Here is a 17041-nt window from a genome sequence, read left to right as displayed (position 1 = left end):
AATGCTGACGTTTGCCGATCGGGCGCTGGCGGCGGAACCCGCCGTCGATCCGATCCGCGTGCAGCTCAGCGCGGTGCAGCAAACGACACTCGCCAGCGGCATCGCTGCCCGCATCAATCAACTGATGGTGAAAGAGGGCGATCGCGTGACGAAGGGGCAAGTGCTGCTGAGTTTTGACTGTAGCGTGCTCCAGCAAAAGCTGAACTATGCTAACGCCAGCGAACAGGCGGCGCGGAAAAAACTCACCGTGGCCAGCCGTCTCGACAAGCTGAATGCCATCAGCGTGGCGGAGGTCGATCAGGCGCGGGCCGCCGTGGGGATGGCTCAGGCGGAAAGCGCGGTGAACCGCGCCATGCTGGAGCGTTGCACGGTGAAAGCGCCGTTCTCCGGGCGGGTGGCGGAAACCAAAGTCCACAGCTGGGAAAGCGTGCCGGAGGGCAAACCGCTGATTGCGTTGTATGACGACAGTGCGCTGGAGCTGGAAATGATCGTGCCTTCCCACTGGTTGCGCTGGCTGCGCGTCGGTACGCCGTTTGATGTGCTGCTGGATGAAACCGGGCAGCACTATACCGCGCAGATTTCGCGCCTGGCTGCGACGGTCGATGCGGTCAGTCAATCGGTGAAAGTCTTTGGTCAGATCAAAGGCGTTGACGGCCCGCTGCTGCCGGGGATGAGCGGGGTGGCGCAGTTTGCGCTCCCGGCCGCGAACGGGAAAGACGATCATGCAGGCTGAGCCGATCGATCCGCGCCTGGTGATGTTGAGTGAACTGGTACAGCTGCAAAGCCGTGCCAGGGCACTGGGCAGTCTGAACGAGCTGGCGTTTTTTATGGTGAACGAGACCCATCGCCTGTTGCCCTATCGCCAGGCGTTGTTGTGGGAGACCGGCAGTACCCGGCTACGGGCGGCTTCGGGCATTCAGGCACCGGATCACCATGCGCCGTTTTGCCAGGAAATGGTGCGGCTGTGCCAGCGCTGGCAGCAAAACCATGGGCAGCCGCAGCGGCTGGAGAGCCGCGATCTCGAGGCCACTGACCGCGCTTTCTGGCAGGAGTATCTGCCTGAGCACGGCTTGTGGCTGCCGCTCAACGCGAACGTCACCTTGCTGCTGTGGCGTGAAACGCCGTGGCGTGATGAGGAGTTACGCCTGTTGCAGGAGCTGGCAGGGGCCTATGGTCACTGTTGGCAAAGCCTGCAACCGCAACACCGCCTGCGCCCGCCGCGTCTGACGCGCAAACGGAGCCTGGTGCTGGCGGCGGCGCTGATTGCCGTGCTGTTTATACCGGTACGTCAGTCGGTGATCGCTCCAGCGTTTGTGGCGGCCCGTCATCCGGCGTTACTTCGCGCTCCGCTAAGCGGCGTGATTGATCAGGTGGTGGTACAACCCAATCAGGCGGTCAAAAAGGGCGAGGTGCTGGTTCGTCTCGACGCGCGTGAACTGCAAAATCAGCTGGAACGGGCCAGGCAGCAGTTTGCCAGCAGTGATGCGGAATTCCGCCAGGCACAGCAACAGGCGCTGAGTGATGACGATGCCAAAGCGCAGTTAGCGGTGCTCTCCAGCCGCCGTGAATCAAGCCGGGCGGATGTGAGTTATTTACAGGCGCAGCTGGCGCGTAGCGAGCTTACCGCCCCACGCGACGGCATTGCGCTGTTTGATGATGTCAGCGACCTGGTCGGGAAGACGGTGTCCCCCGGTGAGCGCATTATGCAACTGGCCGATCCCCACGAAACGGAACTGGATATTGAACTGCCTGCCGCCGATGCGATTGCCCTGCAACCGGGCGCGCAGGTGCGCCTGTTCCTCAATGTGGCACCGGACAGCAGCCATGCCGCTACGCTGGAGCAGATCGGCTGGCGTGCGGCGTTAACGCCTGACAACATCATGGCGTATCACCTACGTGCGCGCTTCGATAAGCCCGATGCGCTGCAACAGATCGGCCTGAAAGGCAGTGCGAAAATTTACGGTGAGCGCACGTTGTTAGGGGCCTGGCTGTTGCGTAAGCCGTGGGCCGCCCTGCGCGTCTGGTTGGGGGTGTGGTAATGCCCGCAAACCTGCCGCCACTGCGAGAAGAGCTGGTGCTGCACCAAGGCCCGGCTAACTGGGATGGATCGCCCGCCTGGACGCTGGAAGATCCGCTGCGCGGGCGCTTTTTCCGTCTCGGCTGGCTGGAAATGGCGCTGCTCTCTCGCTGGTCACTGGGCGATCGCCAGAGGTTGATTGCTGAGGTGAATCAACGCCAGCCGCAGCAGATAGATGAACAGGACGTTGAAAACTTTTGTGGTTTTCTCCAGCAGCACGCGCTGTTACGCAGCAGCGGTGAGGAGAGCGTGCGCCAGTTTGCACGCCAGACACAGCAGGGAAAAGCGGTATGGTGGCGCTGGTTATTGCACAACTATCTGTTCTTTCGTATCCCGCTGTTTCATCCCCATCGCCGCTTGCAGCGGATATTGCCGTGGGTGGAGACGTTTTATCGTCGTCCTTTCTGGCTGGCGACGCTGGTCGCCGGGCTAACCGGCCTGCTGTTTGCCGGACAGCAGTGGCAAACGTTTCTGCACACCTTTCTGCACTTTTTTACCCTGCAAGGCGCGTTGCTGGCGGGGGCGACGCTGGTGCTAACCAAATGTCTGCATGAGTTAGGCCATGCCTTTACCTGTACCCGCTTTGGCGCGCGCGTCTCGACGTTGGGGGTGGCGTTTCTGGTGCTGATGCCGGTGCTGTACACCGACACCTCCGCCAGCTGGAAGTTGCCGCAGCGGCGACAACGGCTGGCGATTGGGATGGCCGGGATGCTGGTCGAGCTGGCGCTGGCGGCCTGGGCGACGCTGGCCTGGAGTTTTTTGCCGGACGGCATGTGGCGCAGCGCGGCGTTTATGCTGGCCACCACCACCTGGATCATGACGTTGCTGGTTAACCTCAGCCCGCTGATGCGCTTCGACGGTTATTTCCTGCTCTCAGACACCCTCGGCGTGCCCAACCTGCAACCTCGCGCCTTTGCACTGGCGCGCTGGAAACTGCGTGAAACGCTGTTTGGCCTGGGTGATGAACCCCCTGAAAGCTGGCCGCGCCATCTGCAACGCCTGCTGCTGAGTTACGCCTTTGCGACCTGGGTTTACCGGCTGTTTCTGTTTACCGGTATTGCGTTACTGGTGTATCACAAGGCGTTCAAGCTGCTGGGTATTTTGCTGTTTGTGGTGGAGATTGGTTGGTTTGTCCTGCTGCCGGTGGTGACTGAATTGCGCGTCTGGCTCTCACGCCGTAAGGATTATCGAATGAATATACGCAGCGGCTGCACCTTAGCCGTGGGCAGCCTGCTGCTGCTCGCTCTGCTGCTGCCTTGGCAGCGCAGCGTTTATGCTCCCGCGCTACTGCGGGCGGCGCAACAGCAGCTGATCTATATGCCGGTGGATGGGCAGCTCGCGACCCTGGCGGTGCAACCCGGCGAGGCGGTCACACGCGGCCAGTTACTCTACCGCCTGAGCGATCTGGACGAAGCACACCAGCGCGATCAGGTCAGTCGTCAGTTGCACACCCTGAACTGGCAGCAGTCATGGCAGCTCTTCAACGCCCGCAGTGCCACCGATCACCAACGTATCCGTCAGGAAAAGCAGGCGGCCAGCCAGCGTCTGGCGGTGTTGCGTCAACAGCAACAGACGTTAGAGATTCGGGCAGCGTTTAGCGGCAAAGTGGCCGATCAGGATGCTGATATCCACCCCGGCGACTGGCTGGGGCAGGGAAGCTGGATCGGTACGGTGGTGAGCCAACAGGGCGGCACGGTGGAAGCTCTGGTGGCGGAGCGTGACTGGCAGCGGTTGCACAAGGGTGACAGCGGGATGTTCTGGCCCGAGGATGGATTACGCCGTGGCGTGCCGGTGAAAGTGCTGGAAGTGGGGCGCAGTGCCATCACGGATATGCAGCCGTTGGCAGAACTAGCGTCCCTCTACGGCGGGCCGGTTGCCACCCTGAATGACAGCCAGAAACGGCAGTTACCGCCGGAGCAGGCGCTGTATCGCGTGGTGCTACAACTCCCGCCCGATCAAGCCAGTGGTGATCAGGTAGTGCCCGGCACCGTGGTATTGCGCGGTGACGCGCAAAGTCTGCTGCTACGCGCCTGGAAGCAGGTGCAGTCGGTGCTGATCCGCGAGCTGAGTTTTTAACTTGACGAGCAGCGACGACCCGTTGGTTGTCGCTAACCCAACAGCCGGGGCCGCCAAACCTGGAAGCCCCTTTATTCTTCAAATGCCGATTTTATCGCCTCGATGATACGTTCGGCCCGCTCCTGGTCTGCCAACTGTGGGTACGCTTTTTTTAGCTTACCGGAGACCGCCCAGCCATTTTCCTTTACCGAACGAATGATGCGGTTGGCATCGGTGTTGGGCATCTCCAGCACCTCTTTTAACCGCTCTTGCGCACGCTGGAACAGCACCAGCACGCGCGCCTCTTCCGCCATCTCGGTACGCACGGTGTGCTCAATCACGCCTGCCGTATAGAGAACGTGCTCGGTTAAATCCGGATAACGCCAGGCGAAAGCCGCATCGGCATAATCTGCAAAATAAAAATTGCTCGGCGTGCCGTCCGCGTAGGTGTGCATGGCACCAAAGCGCCACGAGGTGGCGTAACGTCGCATCAACTGGCGGGAAAAGACTTCCAACGTGCGGTCATACCCGGCGCGAAAACGGGTCGAACTGGTGATGGTGGCAGAAACCGGCAGGATCACGCCTTCGGGTATCGCACCGTCACGGAGCAGCACATCATTAATCAGAAAACGGTGAATACGACCATTACCGTCGCGCATCGGGTGAATATAGACAAAACCAAAGGCAATGATTGCCGCGCGCACGAGTGACTCAGCGCCACGTGTGGCTTCCTCTGCCTGTTGCAGACCCTGCATCAAGGCGGGGATATCCTCAAACTGTGGCGCGACATAGTGCACGATATCTTCACGCAGCGTGGCCTGGCCGACAAACACCGGCGATCGCCGCAAACCCAGCCCAATGGCATCATGGCCCAGAATGCCCTCTTGCAGCAGGTGCAGGCTCTTTTCGCTCAGCGGATGGTCAATCTGTCCGCAATACTGTGCAATAACATGGGCGAAGCGCTGAATACGATCGGCCTGATCCGCCTCCTTCTCAATCACAAAGCTGGCGCGGGACTCTTTAAACGTGAGCCAACTGGCGGTGCGCATCAGAATGTCAGCGCCAAAAGTATTATCCAGATCCTGTAATGCCCCCGCGAGATCAAAGGCCAGCGCCTGGGCGATCGCCGGGGTGCGCCGCACCAATGGGCAGAAATTAACGGAGCCTGGCAGGTTATCATTCACCCGCCAGCGCTTATTTCGCTTCGTATCGGTGCGTGTCAGGTAGTGTTGTGGTGAAAGGACATCCACATAACTGCCGTTGGTGACATCCGGGACATCCAGAACCTGCCCGGTCAGCCACTCATAAAAAAATCCCGTCCGGCGGGCGTATTGCCCAAACGGCTCGCGGCGGCACCACGCTGCGATCGGCTCTGGACCCGTGGCGGCAAACAGGCGGGCGAAGAACTCGAGATGTATCTCTTCGTATTTCAGACCAAAGCTGAAATGACCGGCAAAGTTATCTGCGGGCATATACCCCACGGGATAGCGATTCTCAATGCGATCGTGGCTCTCACGTTGCGACCTCGACGTACTGATCATCGAGTCAACGCGCAGCGGCTGTACCAGACGTAGATCGTAGTGCTCAGCCAGCGTTTGAAACCCTATGCGCATAGTGCGAATCCTTTAACAAACCGTCGAAAACGATAATTAATCGCCAATTTAGCGCGAAAACGTTAATGAAGCGAGCGCGAAAACAGTAATGAGCATGCGAATTCATTAATAAAATGGACTTTTCATGCGGAAATGATAATGCAGGGCGCGAAACAGGGGGGATAGTGTTGATAGCTTAAATCTGGCAATGCTAAGAGGATTTACGCATTTGTGGTTTGTGTCTGCTGGCAGAGAATGTGGCTGCCAATGGCGGAGAAGTGATGCTGCTCCAGCCCACATTGGGTATCAAGAAAACAGCACACCCGTCAGGGGAAACCTATTTATCACCAGGAGACATCGGCAGTGAAACGAATCAGAAGCCTTATGCTACTCGCGCTCGCGCTTAGCACACACGGTGCGTTAGCGGCGGAACAGGCTGTGCCAACGGATAGCTCACTGCACGTGCAAGCCGACGCCGCATTGACCAAACTGCTGCCCGCCGATATTGCCAAACGGGGTTTTATTGTGGCAGGCACCAACCCGAATACGCCGCCAACCACCTTTTATAAAGAAGACAACAAAACCCTGGCTGGCCGTGAAATCGACATCATGAATGCGGTGGGTGAACGTCTTGGTATTCAGGTGCAGTGGCGCGATACCGGCGGGTTCGACAACATCATCCCCGGCCTGAAATCAGGACGCTACGATGTGGCGCTCTCTAACGTGAATGCGACGCCAGCCCGCGCGAAAATCATCGACTTCGTCAGCTATTATGACGCCAGCCGTCTCGGGATCATCTCACTGAAATCTGCCAACGTGACGCCGTTCACCAGCTTTGATGCCGTTTGTGGTAAAGAGGTGGGCGCAGGCTCCGGCACGACTCAGGTTACCCGACTGGAAGAGGCCAGCAAAGCCTGCGTCAGCGCAGGTAAGCCGCCGATCAAAGTCTCGGTGTTCCCGGATCGTCCAGCAGGCGTTCAGGCCGTGGTGAGTGGCCGTGTGCCGATGTTCTTTGGTCCGTATGAAGGCCTGCTGTGGCAGGTAAAAGTCATTAAACCGCTGGCGCTGAGCGGTGAGATTTCCGTGAATGATGCGCCGGTGTCGGTGGCTTTCCCGAAAGACTCTGCGCTGGAACCGGCCGTACAGGCCGCGTTGAATTCGCTGATCAAGGATGGCAGCTACCAGAAGATCCTCGACCATTGGGGCATTGGGTTCGGCGCAGTAAAAACCGCAAAACGGAACCAGGAAATCTTCCAGTAAACCTGATGGACGGCGAGTTTCGCCTGTACCGCTACCTCTCTTTCAGCCGCGAGCCTGGTGGGTTCGCTGCTGCCACTTTCAGGATCGAAACGTGTTAGCGATTAAATCTCCCCGTGCTTACGCACATGAAACTGGGTTACGCGCCCGTGTCGGTGAATTTATTCACCCTTATGCCACGCACATTCACATCATCACCTCACCGCGAGCATGGCAAGCGGTCAACCCGGAGTTAAGTGCCAGCCTGGAGGCCAGCGGCATCCGCTGGACGGTGGATTATCTCCAGGGTGAGTGTACTGACAGTGCAATTGCCACACTCAAAGCAGCCGTCGAACAGCAAAAGGCCGGGTTGATTCTCGCGGTTGGGGGCGGGCGGGTGTTGGATACCGCGAAGGCCGTCGCCGCGCAACTGCCAGAAGTAAAACTGGTTAACTTTGCGACGGTAGCGGCTACTTGTGCGGCCTGGTCTCCGGTCGCCATTATTTATACCCCGCAGGGCGGGCATCAACGGAGCCAGCCGCTGGCGAAATTGCCCGATCTGGTGCTGGTTGACAGTGAAGTGATTGCACGCAGCGATGTGCGTTATCTGAAAGCCGGTATTGTCGATGCGCTGGCGAAATATTATGAGTTTATTCCCTACCTGCGACACAGTCCTGATGACCTCGCTCTGAGTCTGAAAGTGATGTCGGCGCAGCGAGCGCTAGAGGTGTATCGCACTCAGGGGGCGGCCGCCGTGGCCGCCAATGAGCATCAACAGGTCACTCCGGCACTGGTCAATATTATTGATGCCAATATCGTGCTGGCAGGTCTGGCTAACAGTGTCCGGGATGAACTTCCCACGCCGGGATTCGCGCATGCGATTCATAACCGGCTGACCTATCAACCGGAGCTGCACCACTGGTTACATGGTGAAAAAGTCGGTTTCAGCCTACTGGTTCAGTCGCTGATTGAGCATGATGGCGTGCCGGATGCCGAGCTGCTGGCACTGCTGCATCAGTACGATATGCCGCTGAAGCTGACGGCGCTTGTCGGCGAGCGTGCTGACGTAATTCGCAGTATTGCTGAGCAAATTAAATTCCCGGCGACCAGCGCTCAGCGCTTGCCGTTCTCTGTCTCGCCTGAATCTCTCGAACAGGCGCTGCTGGCGACAGAAACCACACATTTTTAACCGCAGTCCGATGGAGCGCAATATGATCACCTTTTCGCAACGTGTGCAGTCCGTGTCCCTTTCTGCCAATGCCGCCGCGCGCCAGTTGACCCGGCAGTTAAAAGAGCAGGGTGTGGATATTCTGGATCTCACCACCGGCGAGCCAGATTTTGATACCCCGCCGCACATTCGGGCTGCGGCGGTCGCGGCGATGGAAGCGGGTGAAACCCGTTATACGCCCACTCAGGGAACAACACCGCTGCGTAAGGCGGTGCAGGCCAAGCTGGCGCGAGAAAACCAACTGAACTACGGGCTGGAGCAAATTTGTATCGCCAATGGCGCTAAGCAAATTATCTTTAACGCGTTTGCCGCGACGCTAAATGAGGGGGATGAGGTAATTGTGCCCGTACCCTATTGGCCGACGTTTCCGGACAGTGTGCGCTTCAACGGCGGCGAAGCGGTGTTGCTGACGTGCCCACTCGAGCAAGGATATAAGTTACAGCCTCAGCAGCTCCAACAGGCCATCACCCCCGCGACCCGCTGGCTGGTACTGAATAATCCGGGTAACCCGTCCGGCGCAGTCTACAACGCTGAGGAACTGACAGCGCTGGCGGCGGTTTTACGTGAATACCCGGATGTGTTGATCATGCTGGATGAACTGTATGAGCACATTCTGTTTGATGACCGCCAGCATGTAAGCCTGCTCCAGGTAGCACCCGATTTGGCTGAGCGTGTGTTGCTGGTCGGCGGCGTGTCGAAAACCTATGCCATGACCGGCTGGCGCATCGGCTTTGGGGCCGGTCCGCAAGCGCTGATTGAGGCGATGGTGGTAGTGCAATCGCAAAATAGCTCGGGTGCCAGCGCGGTGAGCCAGGCCGCGGCAGTGGCGGCGTTTAACGGCGGGCTGGATTTCCTGGCACCGCAGCGCAGCGCTTATCAGGCGCGACGCGATGCGATCATGGAACCCCTACGCCGCCTTGAGGGGATTGAGGTGCTGAATCCTGAAGGGGCATTCTTTATCTTCTGCCGCTGCGCCGGTTTATTGGGTAAAACCCGGCCTGACGGGCAGCGTATCGAGAGCGAACAGGATGTGCTGAACTACCTGCTGGAGAGCGGCGTTTCTGGCGTGGCAGGCAGTGCCTATGGGCTCTCACCCTATTTCCGCTTGTCGATTGCGACGGATATTGAAAGTGTCCAGGAAGCCGGACGCAGAATTGCCACAGCTTGCCAGGCGCTGAAGTAAACGGGCAGGGCAGAGGAGCTTGATCGCTCCTCTGCGGGAAAGACCCGCTTTGATGCGTGAACTCCAGTTATCGCAGAAGAGTGTTGCTGAGGCTATGTCTTGCAATAGCATGCTACCGCGTGTTCTTCTTCAAGACGCGGTTTCGGCTCAGCAACCAGTGAAGCTAAAGGGATGTGGAACATAGAATGAAGTTTGCGGATCATTGGCAATGTTAATTGGCGTTTATAATTAAGCACTTCATATACACGATTGGTTCTTCCAATGGCTGGCACCAAATCAGCAGGTTTGAGTCCTTGCTGATCCATACGGAATTTTATCGCTTCAAGGGGTCTGGGGCTTCGATTGGATAATGCTCTTGCTCATATTTTTCTATCAGCAGAATCATGACTTCCAGGAAGTTACCCGCTTCAGATCCAATCTCTGGTTCGTTGTCAAAGAGAGGGGAAACCGCAGCCAGTGCGGCTTTGTAATCGTCTTCATTTCTGATCGGTTTGATTTCATATTTCATCATAATTCCACCGTACTTGCGTCTATCTTGTCGTATTCAGCATGCGTTCCGACAAACTTTACGTACACCGCCTGGAATCGGTACGCGACTGTAACTATCAGCCTCATACTATCCCTCTTGCAATTATCAACTGGAGTAATCATATAAGTCCCATTTTGGGACTTCAAGGTTGTTGTTCGGCATACGTGTTCTGTCAAAAATACGTATTTCCCCGATGCCAGCACTGACCACCTAACCCACTCTTTCCCGTTTCTTCACTGCTCCCAAACTGGCCTCTTCGGCCAAGTGCTCACACGCCTGTTGCCCCGAAACGTAAATTTTTCATTAAAGCGTTGATCTTTTCGCCGCAATAACGAGATTACAAATTCTCAAAAAATGAGAATAAATGATCTCAAAAAGGCGTTCCATGAAAACCCAGATATCTCTGTTATGCGCATGCTTATTGCTTGCTGCCTGTGATGGCAAACCGGATCAGGCGAACACTCAACAACCGCCCACCAGGGTTGACGTTGTCACGTTAAAATCTCAGCCGATTACCCTGTCAATGAATTTGCCGGGACGCACCACGGCTATTCGTACTGCGGAAGTCCGCCCGCAGGTGAGTGGGATCATTGAGAAACGGCTGTTTACTGAAGGATCGGAAGTCCATGCGGGCCAGCAGCTCTACCAGATTGATGCTTCAACCTATGAAGCCAGCTGGGAGAAGGCGCATGCACAGCGGGTTAACGCGGAATTTGTGCTCAATCGCTATAAGACCTTGCTGCAATCGAACGCCGTCAGCAAACAAACCTATGACGCGGCAGTGTCCGATTTTGCACAAGCCAAAGCTGACGAAAAAACCGCCCAGGTCAATCTCGACTACACCAAAGTCAAGGCACCCATCAGCGGGCGTATTGGACGCTCATCGGTGACCGAAGGGGCGTTGGTGACAGACGGGCAGAGCACGTCGCTGGCGACTATCACGCAAATGAACCCGATTTATGTCGATGTCAGCCAGTCCTCCAGCGACTTACTCAAACTGCGTCGGGCGGTAGAGAGCGGGCAGGTTAAGGCGGTGAACTCACATCAGGCTGCGGTGAAACTGACGCTTGAAGATGGAACGACCTATGCGCAGGAAGGCCGCCTTGAGTTTGCTGAAGTGCAGGTAGATGAAGGCACGGGCAGCGTGACGCTGCGTGCCCAGTTCCCCAATGACCAGGGCGTACTGTTGCCGGGCATGTTTGTTCACAGCAGCATTGAACAAGGCGTGCAAGAGAACGGCCTGATGGTGCCACAGGCGGCGGTCATGCATAACAGCCAGGGCAATCCCTACGTGTATGTCGTAGGGGCGGATAACAAAATCCAGGAAGCCGATATTCAGACCGGTCAGATGCAGCACGGATTGTGGCAGGTGAATGCCGGGCTGAGCGAGAACCAGCGCGTGGTGGTGTCCGGATTGCCGTTTGTGCATAACGACCAGCAGGTTGAGCCGGTGGAACAGCACAACAGCCCGCCTGCAACTACCCGCGCCAAACTCTCGATGACTGACGCGTCAGCGCAATAACAGGAGCCGCTATGTCTGAGTTTTTTATTAAGCGCCCTGTGTTTGCCTGGGTGATCGCGATCCTGATTATGGTGGCCGGTATCATGGCCATCTCTGGGTTATCCATTAACCAGTATCCCAACATTGCGCCACCGGCGATCTCCGTCACCATCACCTATCCGGGTGCCAGTGCAGAAACCGTACAGGAAACCGCCGTTCAGGTGGTGGAACAGCAGCTGACGGGGATTGATAACCTGCGGTATCTGGAATCGAACAGCAACAGTGACGGCAGTGCCACCATTATTGCCACCTTTGAGCAGGGTACCGATCCCGATATCGCGCAGGTTCAGGTACAGAATAAAGTCTCGGTAGCCGAGACCTCGCTGCCGGACGAAGTCACCCAGCAAGGGATCACCGTCGCGAAATACCAGTCCAACTTTATGATGGTCTTAGGTCTGGTGTCGAAAAATGGCAAGCTGTCTGATGCTGACCTTGGCGATATTCTGGTCTCAAAACTGGAAGATCCGGTAGCCCGCACCAAAGGGGTGGGTGACTTTATGGTGATGGGCTCTGAGTACGCGATGCGTATCTGGATGGACCCGGCCAAACTGTTTAAGTACGGCCTGATGCCGAGTGATATCAGCACCGCAATCACCAACCAAAACACCCAAGTCTCTTCCGGTAAAGTGGGCGGCTTACCCGCAGCGCCCGGCACCCAAATCAGTGCTTCGGTGGTGGGAAAAACCCGTTTTACCAATGCCGAACAGTTCCGCAACGTCTTGTTGAAGGTGAATCAGGACGGCTCACAGGTGCGTCTGAAAGATGTTGCTACCGTGGCCCTTGGCCCGGAGGATTACAGCATCTCCTCCACCTTCAACAATAAAGCTTCAACCGGGATTGCACTGCGCCTGGCAACCGGTGCCAACATTCTTGAGACGGTGCAAGCCGTTCGCGCCACGGTCGATCGCCTGAAAGGTTCACTGCCCGCCGATGTAGAAGTGATCCTCCCTTACGACACCTCGCCGGTGGTCAGTGCGTCTATTCATGAGGTGGTGAAAACGCTGGTTGAAGCCATTGCCCTGGTATTCCTGGTGATGTTGCTGTTCCTGCAAAACCTGCGCGCTACACTGATCACCACCATGGTGGTTCCGGTCGTGCTGCTGGGCACCTTTGGCGTGCTGTATGCCTGCGGTTACACCATCAACACCCTGACGATGTTCGGTATGGTACTCGCCATCGGCTTGCTGGTGGATGATGCCATCGTGGTGGTGGAGAACGTGGAAAGGGTGATGGAAGAGGAGGGGCTGTCACCGAAAGAAGCCACCATTAAGTCGATGCGGCAGGTACAAAGCGCGCTGTTTGGTATCGCGATGGTGCTGTCTGCGGTGCTCTTGCCGATGGCCTTCTTCAGTGGTTCCACCGGCATTATTTACCGCCAGTTCTCAGTCACCATTGTTTCGGCGATGGCGTTGTCGGTGCTGGTGGCGCTGATCTTCACCCCGGCACTCTGTGCCACCTTCTTAAAACCCGTGGATCACGAAAAGAAACAGCGCGGTTTCGCTGGCTGGTTCAACCGTAATTTCGATCGCGGTGCCACCCGTTATACCGCCAGCGTCGGCCATATTATCCGCAAACGCACGCTGTTCGTGGTGCTGTATCTCGGCATTGTCGCGGCAACCGGTTACCTGTTTGTCAAACTGCCCAGTACTTTCCTGCCCGATGAAGATCAGGCGGTGATGATGGTGCAGGCTACGCTGCCACAAAATGCGTCTGCGGAAAGAACCCAGCAGGTGATCCAGTCGATCACCAACTACTTTCTGCAAGATGAAAAAACCGTGGTGGATTCCGTTTTTGCCGCCAATGGCTTTAGCTTTGCCGGACGCGGGCAAAACAGCGCCATCGCTTTTGTACGTTTAAAAGACTGGGCGCAGCGTCCGAATGCGGACCAGAAAGTACAGGCGCTGGCTAACCGGACCATGGCGCACTTCTCACAGCTTAAAGATGCCAGCGTCATTGCCATGGTGCCGCCTGCGGTCATGGAGTTGGGTAACAGCAGCGGCTTTGATATGTACCTGGAAGATGAAAATAACCAGGGACATGCGGCCTTGATGCAGGCGATGGATAAGTTCCTTGCCCTGGCGGCGCAGGACAAACGGCTGTCGATGGTACGTCACAACGGTATGGCCGATGAGGCGGAATATCATCTCAATATTGATGAAGAGAAAGCGAATGCGCTGGGTGTGAGCAGTGCGGATATCAATACCACCTTGTCTGACGCGTGGGGATCGAGCTACATCAACCAGTTCCTCTACAACGGGCGAGTCAAAGATGTTTACCTGCAAGGCAAAGCCACTGCCCGCAATACGCCGCAGGATCTGAGCCAGTGGTATGTCAAAAACAACCTGAACGAGATGGTGCCGTTCTCCGCCTTTGGCAGCGGGGAGTGGTCTTATGGTTCACCGCGCTATGAACGTTTTAACGGCGTGGCAGCGGTAAACATTCAGGGTTCACCGGGCAACGGTTACAGCAGCGGTGATGCGGTAAAAGCCGTAGAAGAGATCGCGAAACAGTTGCCATCCGGCTACAAAATCGCGTGGCACGGGCTGTCGTATGAAGAACAGACCTCGGGTTCACAGACCACCATGCTGTATGGCCTCTCTGTTCTCGTGGTGTTCCTGTGCCTGGCGGCCTTGTATGAGAGTTGGTCGGTGCCGTTTGCCGTGATGCTGGTGGTGCCGCTGGGTGTGCTGGGAACGGTGAGCGCGGTGATGTTACGCGGGTTGCAGAATGATGTGTTCTTCCAGGTCGGCTTGCTGACCACGGTGGGACTGGCAGCGAAAAACGCCATCCTGATTGTTGAGTTTGCGAAGGAGATCCATGAGCGTGACGGCAAAAATGTGGTGGATGCGGCGATTGAAGCGGCAAAACTGCGTATCCGCCCGATCATTATGACGTCGATGGCGTTCATTCTCGGGGTCTTCCCGCTGACCATCTCCAGTGGCGCAGGTGCAGGTAGCCAGCACTCTATTGGTACGGCGGTGATTGGCGGCATGATCTCAGCCACCTTCCTCGCCATTTTCTTTGTTCCTCTGTTTTATGTTCTGGTGATGAAAATCGCCCAGCGTTTAAGCAATAAGAAGGCGGTTAAAGAGGTGAAATCCCATGGTTAATCTACAACAACTCAAACATGGCCTGTTACCGGCGTTGATCGCCATGACCCTCAGCGGCTGTAACTTGCAGCCGCATTACACCCGGCCGGCGTTGCCGGTGGCAAACCAATGGAACGATACGGCAGCGCCTGGCCAGTTAACGGCGGCAGACACGCCGTGGGGCGATTTCTTTACCGACCCGACGTTGAAACAGCTGATTGCCAGCGCCCTGAAAAATAACCGCGATCTCAAGGTCGCGGCATTAAATGTTGAAGCAGCCCAGGCGCAGTTGGGGATCACCAAAGCGGCCTTGATGCCCTCGGTGGATGCCAGCCTGAGTAAAACCGCTACGCATCTGCCGGGTAACCTCTACTCCACAGCCACCTCAGGCCCGGTGACCTACCAGCAATATGAGGGCAACCTGGCGGTGAGCTCCTGGGAGCTGGACTTTTTTGGCCGGTTACGTAGCCTGCGTGACCAGGCGCTGGAAAGCTATCTGGCTGATCAGTCGACCCAACAGGCGACGCAACTGTCGCTGGTGGCTGAAGTGGCACAGGCCTATATCACACTGTGCGCGGACAGCGACCTGCAAAAACTGGCGGTGGCCACGGCCGCCAGCCAGAACCAGTCTCTGTTGCTGACGCAAGCGAAACTGGCCGCCGGTACTGTGACCGAACAGGATGTCCTGCAGGCAAAAACCACGGTGAAAAGTGCGGAGGCAGATGTGGCTAAATATGCCCGTGAACGCCAACAGGCAGTGAATGCGTTGCAGCTGCTGCTCGGTGCGCCAGTGCCCGCCGGGGTGGCTGAACAGGCTTCGCTGCACAAGACGTGGGTCTTCCCGGCGCTAAAAGCCGATCTGCCTTCACAGGTTCTGACCCGCCGTCCCGATATTATGGCGGCGGAGCATACACTCAAAGCCGCCAATGCTAACATCGGCGCGGCACGGGCGGCGTTCTTCCCCAGCATCAGTTTGACGGCGTCTGGCGGGAGTGCGTCAGCGGGGCTAAACAATCTGTTTGATGCCGGAACCGCGGCCTGGAGTTTTGCGCCCAGCATCAGCTTGCCCATTTTTGACGGTGGGAAAAACCGGGCCAGCTTAAATGCGGCAAAAGTGTCGCAGCGCATTGAAGTCGCTGACTATGAAAAAGCGATCCAGCAGGCCTTCAAGGAGGTGTCGGATGCGCTGACCGGGGTCAATACTTACCAACAGGAGGTGCTGGCCCGGCAGGAAGAGCAAGACACCAGTGATAAATACTACCAGCTGGCGAAAGTACGCTACGATAGCGGTGCCGATGACTATTTAAATTTACTGACCGCACAGCGGTCACGCTATTCGGCACAGCAGGAGTATATCAGCACGCTCTCAGACTCTCTGGCGCAAAAAGTGACCCTATATAAGGTGCTCGGCGGAGGCTGGAAGTAACATCCAAACTGGGGCGTGTCAGCATTAGGAGCAAGAGTGAAACCTGGAAAAGTTGAGCAAAAAAGACTGGCGCGCCGCAGTGAAATCATCCTGGCGGCGAGAGCCTGTTTTGAAGAGAAAGGCCTGCACGGCACCACCATGGCCTTTGTGGCGGAGCGTGCAGGCCTGAGCGTGGGGCAGCTCTATCGCATCTTCGAGAGCAAGGAAGAGATCATTGAGGTGATTGTGGCAGAAATCATCAGCGCGCGGGTTGAAATCATGATCGCCTATAATAACGATCTTAACGAGGATCTTAACCTCAAGGCCAGGCTGCTGGCCGGTGCGCAGAGCAGACCGGACGGTGATAAACGTGATGATTATCTGCTGATGGAGGTGACGGCAGAATCAACGCGCAACCCTCGGTTACTGGAGATTTTAAAACGCGCCGATGAACGTCTGAAAGTTGAAGGCAGCAAAATCATCCGCGATAACCATCCAGAATTCGATGAAGCACAGGTCAACGTGATCTCTGAGTTTGTGGCAACCCTGACGGAAGGCACGCTCTATCGGCAGGGCATACAACGTGACTTCGCATATAAAGAAGAGATGAGCTCGTTTTATAAGAAGATTTTCGAGTTCATCTTTGTGAAATAATCATCAGGCCCTTCATTTTATCCCGAAAATATTCATGTTCACCTTACCGCCTGGCAATGGCTGCCAGGTGGGTTCTGCTGGTGAATCAACGCTTTTCGTAAGCCTGCAACGGCTCAAGCGCGGTTTGCAGGACTGCCAGCTTATGCTGCGGGAGACGTGCGAGGGGTTTGCGCGGCTGACCGGCTCCGTAGCCGAGGATTTCTGCCGCCGCATATACGTTCTGCACATAGTCTCCTTGCCAGATCAGTGACATGGCGGGGGCAATGAACTGCCAGATTTCCTGCACGGCAGACCAGTTGCCTGCCTGCGCCTGACGAGCGATTTCTACTGCGGCGCGAGGAGCGAAATTCGCACCTCCCCAAATCAGACCACTGGCACCGGCAAACAGAGCATAAGGCACCAGCGCATCCGCGCCATCTTTTCTTCAAAGGG

The 17041-nt window shown here is 56.7% G+C and carries 13 protein-coding genes and 1 pseudogene; 10 read left to right on the top strand and 4 right to left on the bottom strand.

From position 1 onward, the window contains the following. Position 1: 1 nt before the first annotated feature. From B880_RS0103175 to B880_RS0103165, 3 genes are read left to right on the top strand one after another with little or no spacing between them, the layout of a single operon-like run. Positions 2 to 733: an efflux RND transporter periplasmic adaptor subunit gene (locus tag B880_RS0103175; RefSeq protein ID WP_036645277.1), complete on the top strand. Its 732-nt coding sequence runs from the start codon at positions 2 to 4 to the stop codon at positions 731 to 733. Further along, on the top strand, positions 723 to 2039 hold the full coding sequence (locus B880_RS0103170) for an efflux RND transporter periplasmic adaptor subunit (RefSeq protein ID WP_017345920.1): 1317 nt from the start codon (positions 723 to 725) through the stop codon (positions 2037 to 2039). The genes B880_RS0103175 and B880_RS0103170 overlap by 11 nt, the downstream gene beginning before the upstream one ends. Continuing rightward, positions 2039 to 4153, top strand: coding sequence for an HlyD family efflux transporter periplasmic adaptor subunit (locus tag B880_RS0103165; RefSeq protein ID WP_017345919.1), 2115 nt, complete (start codon positions 2039 to 2041; stop codon positions 4151 to 4153). Before B880_RS0103170 ends, B880_RS0103165 begins: the two co-directional genes overlap by 1 nt. A gap of 71 nt (positions 4154 to 4224) precedes the next feature. On the opposite strand, the gene B880_RS0103160 is transcribed toward B880_RS0103165, so the two are convergent. Continuing rightward, positions 4225 to 5745, bottom strand: a complete 1521-nt coding sequence (locus B880_RS0103160) for a Fic family protein (RefSeq protein WP_017345918.1) — start codon at positions 5743 to 5745, stop codon at positions 4225 to 4227. Between the two features lie 363 nt (positions 5746 to 6108). Here B880_RS0103160 and B880_RS0103155 point away from each other — a divergent pair, with 363 nt between their 5' ends. The 3 genes from B880_RS0103155 (at position 6109) to B880_RS0103145 (ending at position 9371) form a co-directional block, all read left to right on the top strand. After that, positions 6109 to 6984, top strand: a complete 876-nt coding sequence (locus B880_RS0103155) for a transporter substrate-binding domain-containing protein (protein ID WP_017345917.1) — start codon at positions 6109 to 6111, stop codon at positions 6982 to 6984. A gap of 91 nt (positions 6985 to 7075) precedes the next feature. After that, the gene (locus B880_RS0103150; protein WP_017345916.1) at positions 7076 to 8149 is read left to right on the top strand and encodes an iron-containing alcohol dehydrogenase family protein; all 1074 of its coding nucleotides are present in this window, start codon (positions 7076 to 7078) and stop codon (positions 8147 to 8149) included. Between the two features lie 22 nt (positions 8150 to 8171). Next, complete coding sequence (locus B880_RS0103145) at positions 8172 to 9371, top strand: aminotransferase class I/II-fold pyridoxal phosphate-dependent enzyme (protein ID WP_017345915.1); 1200 nt, start codon at positions 8172 to 8174, stop codon at positions 9369 to 9371. 92 nt (positions 9372 to 9463) lie between these two features. On the opposite strand, the pseudogene B880_RS24625 reads toward B880_RS0103145, so the two are convergent. Next, positions 9464 to 9879: pseudogene (locus B880_RS24625) on the bottom strand (helix-turn-helix domain-containing protein). Beyond that, positions 9879 to 10022, bottom strand: coding sequence for a type II toxin-antitoxin system HigB family toxin (locus tag B880_RS25860; protein ID WP_017345913.1), 144 nt, complete (start codon positions 10020 to 10022; stop codon positions 9879 to 9881). The pseudogene B880_RS24625 and the gene B880_RS25860 overlap by 1 nt, the downstream one beginning before the upstream one ends. Before the next feature lie 263 nt (positions 10023 to 10285). Here B880_RS25860 and B880_RS0103130 point away from each other — a divergent pair, with 263 nt between their 5' ends. The 4 genes from B880_RS0103130 to B880_RS0103115 are packed head-to-tail and all read left to right on the top strand — an operon-like array spanning position 10286 to position 16609. Beyond that, on the top strand, positions 10286 to 11422 hold the full coding sequence (locus B880_RS0103130) for an efflux RND transporter periplasmic adaptor subunit (RefSeq protein WP_017345912.1): 1137 nt from the start codon (positions 10286 to 10288) through the stop codon (positions 11420 to 11422). A gap of 11 nt (positions 11423 to 11433) precedes the next feature. Continuing rightward, entirely contained in the window at positions 11434 to 14571 is a 3138-nt protein-coding gene (locus B880_RS0103125) for an efflux RND transporter permease subunit (protein ID WP_017345911.1), read from the top strand. Further along, on the top strand, positions 14564 to 15976 hold the full coding sequence (locus B880_RS0103120) for an efflux transporter outer membrane subunit (RefSeq protein WP_017345910.1): 1413 nt from the start codon (positions 14564 to 14566) through the stop codon (positions 15974 to 15976). Before B880_RS0103125 ends, B880_RS0103120 begins: the two co-directional genes overlap by 8 nt. Before the next feature lie 36 nt (positions 15977 to 16012). Then, positions 16013 to 16609 (top strand): TetR/AcrR family transcriptional regulator, encoded by a 597-nt coding sequence (locus tag B880_RS0103115; protein ID WP_017345909.1) that lies wholly within the window; start codon positions 16013 to 16015, stop codon positions 16607 to 16609. Between the two features lie 85 nt (positions 16610 to 16694). Here the strand turns inward: B880_RS0103115 and B880_RS0103110 are convergent, their stop codons facing one another. Beyond that, positions 16695 to 17012: a dihydrodipicolinate synthase family protein gene (locus tag B880_RS0103110; RefSeq protein ID WP_083482055.1), complete on the bottom strand. Its 318-nt coding sequence runs from the start codon at positions 17010 to 17012 to the stop codon at positions 16695 to 16697. Between the last annotated feature and the right edge of the window lie 29 nt (positions 17013 to 17041).

Source organism: Pantoea sp. A4 (assembly GCF_000295955.2).
GTDB classification, from domain to species: Bacteria; Pseudomonadota; Gammaproteobacteria; order Enterobacterales; family Enterobacteriaceae; genus Pantoea; species Pantoea multigeneris.
Note: the sequence above shows the minus strand (reverse complement) of the source record. Positions and strands in the feature narration are given on the sequence as shown.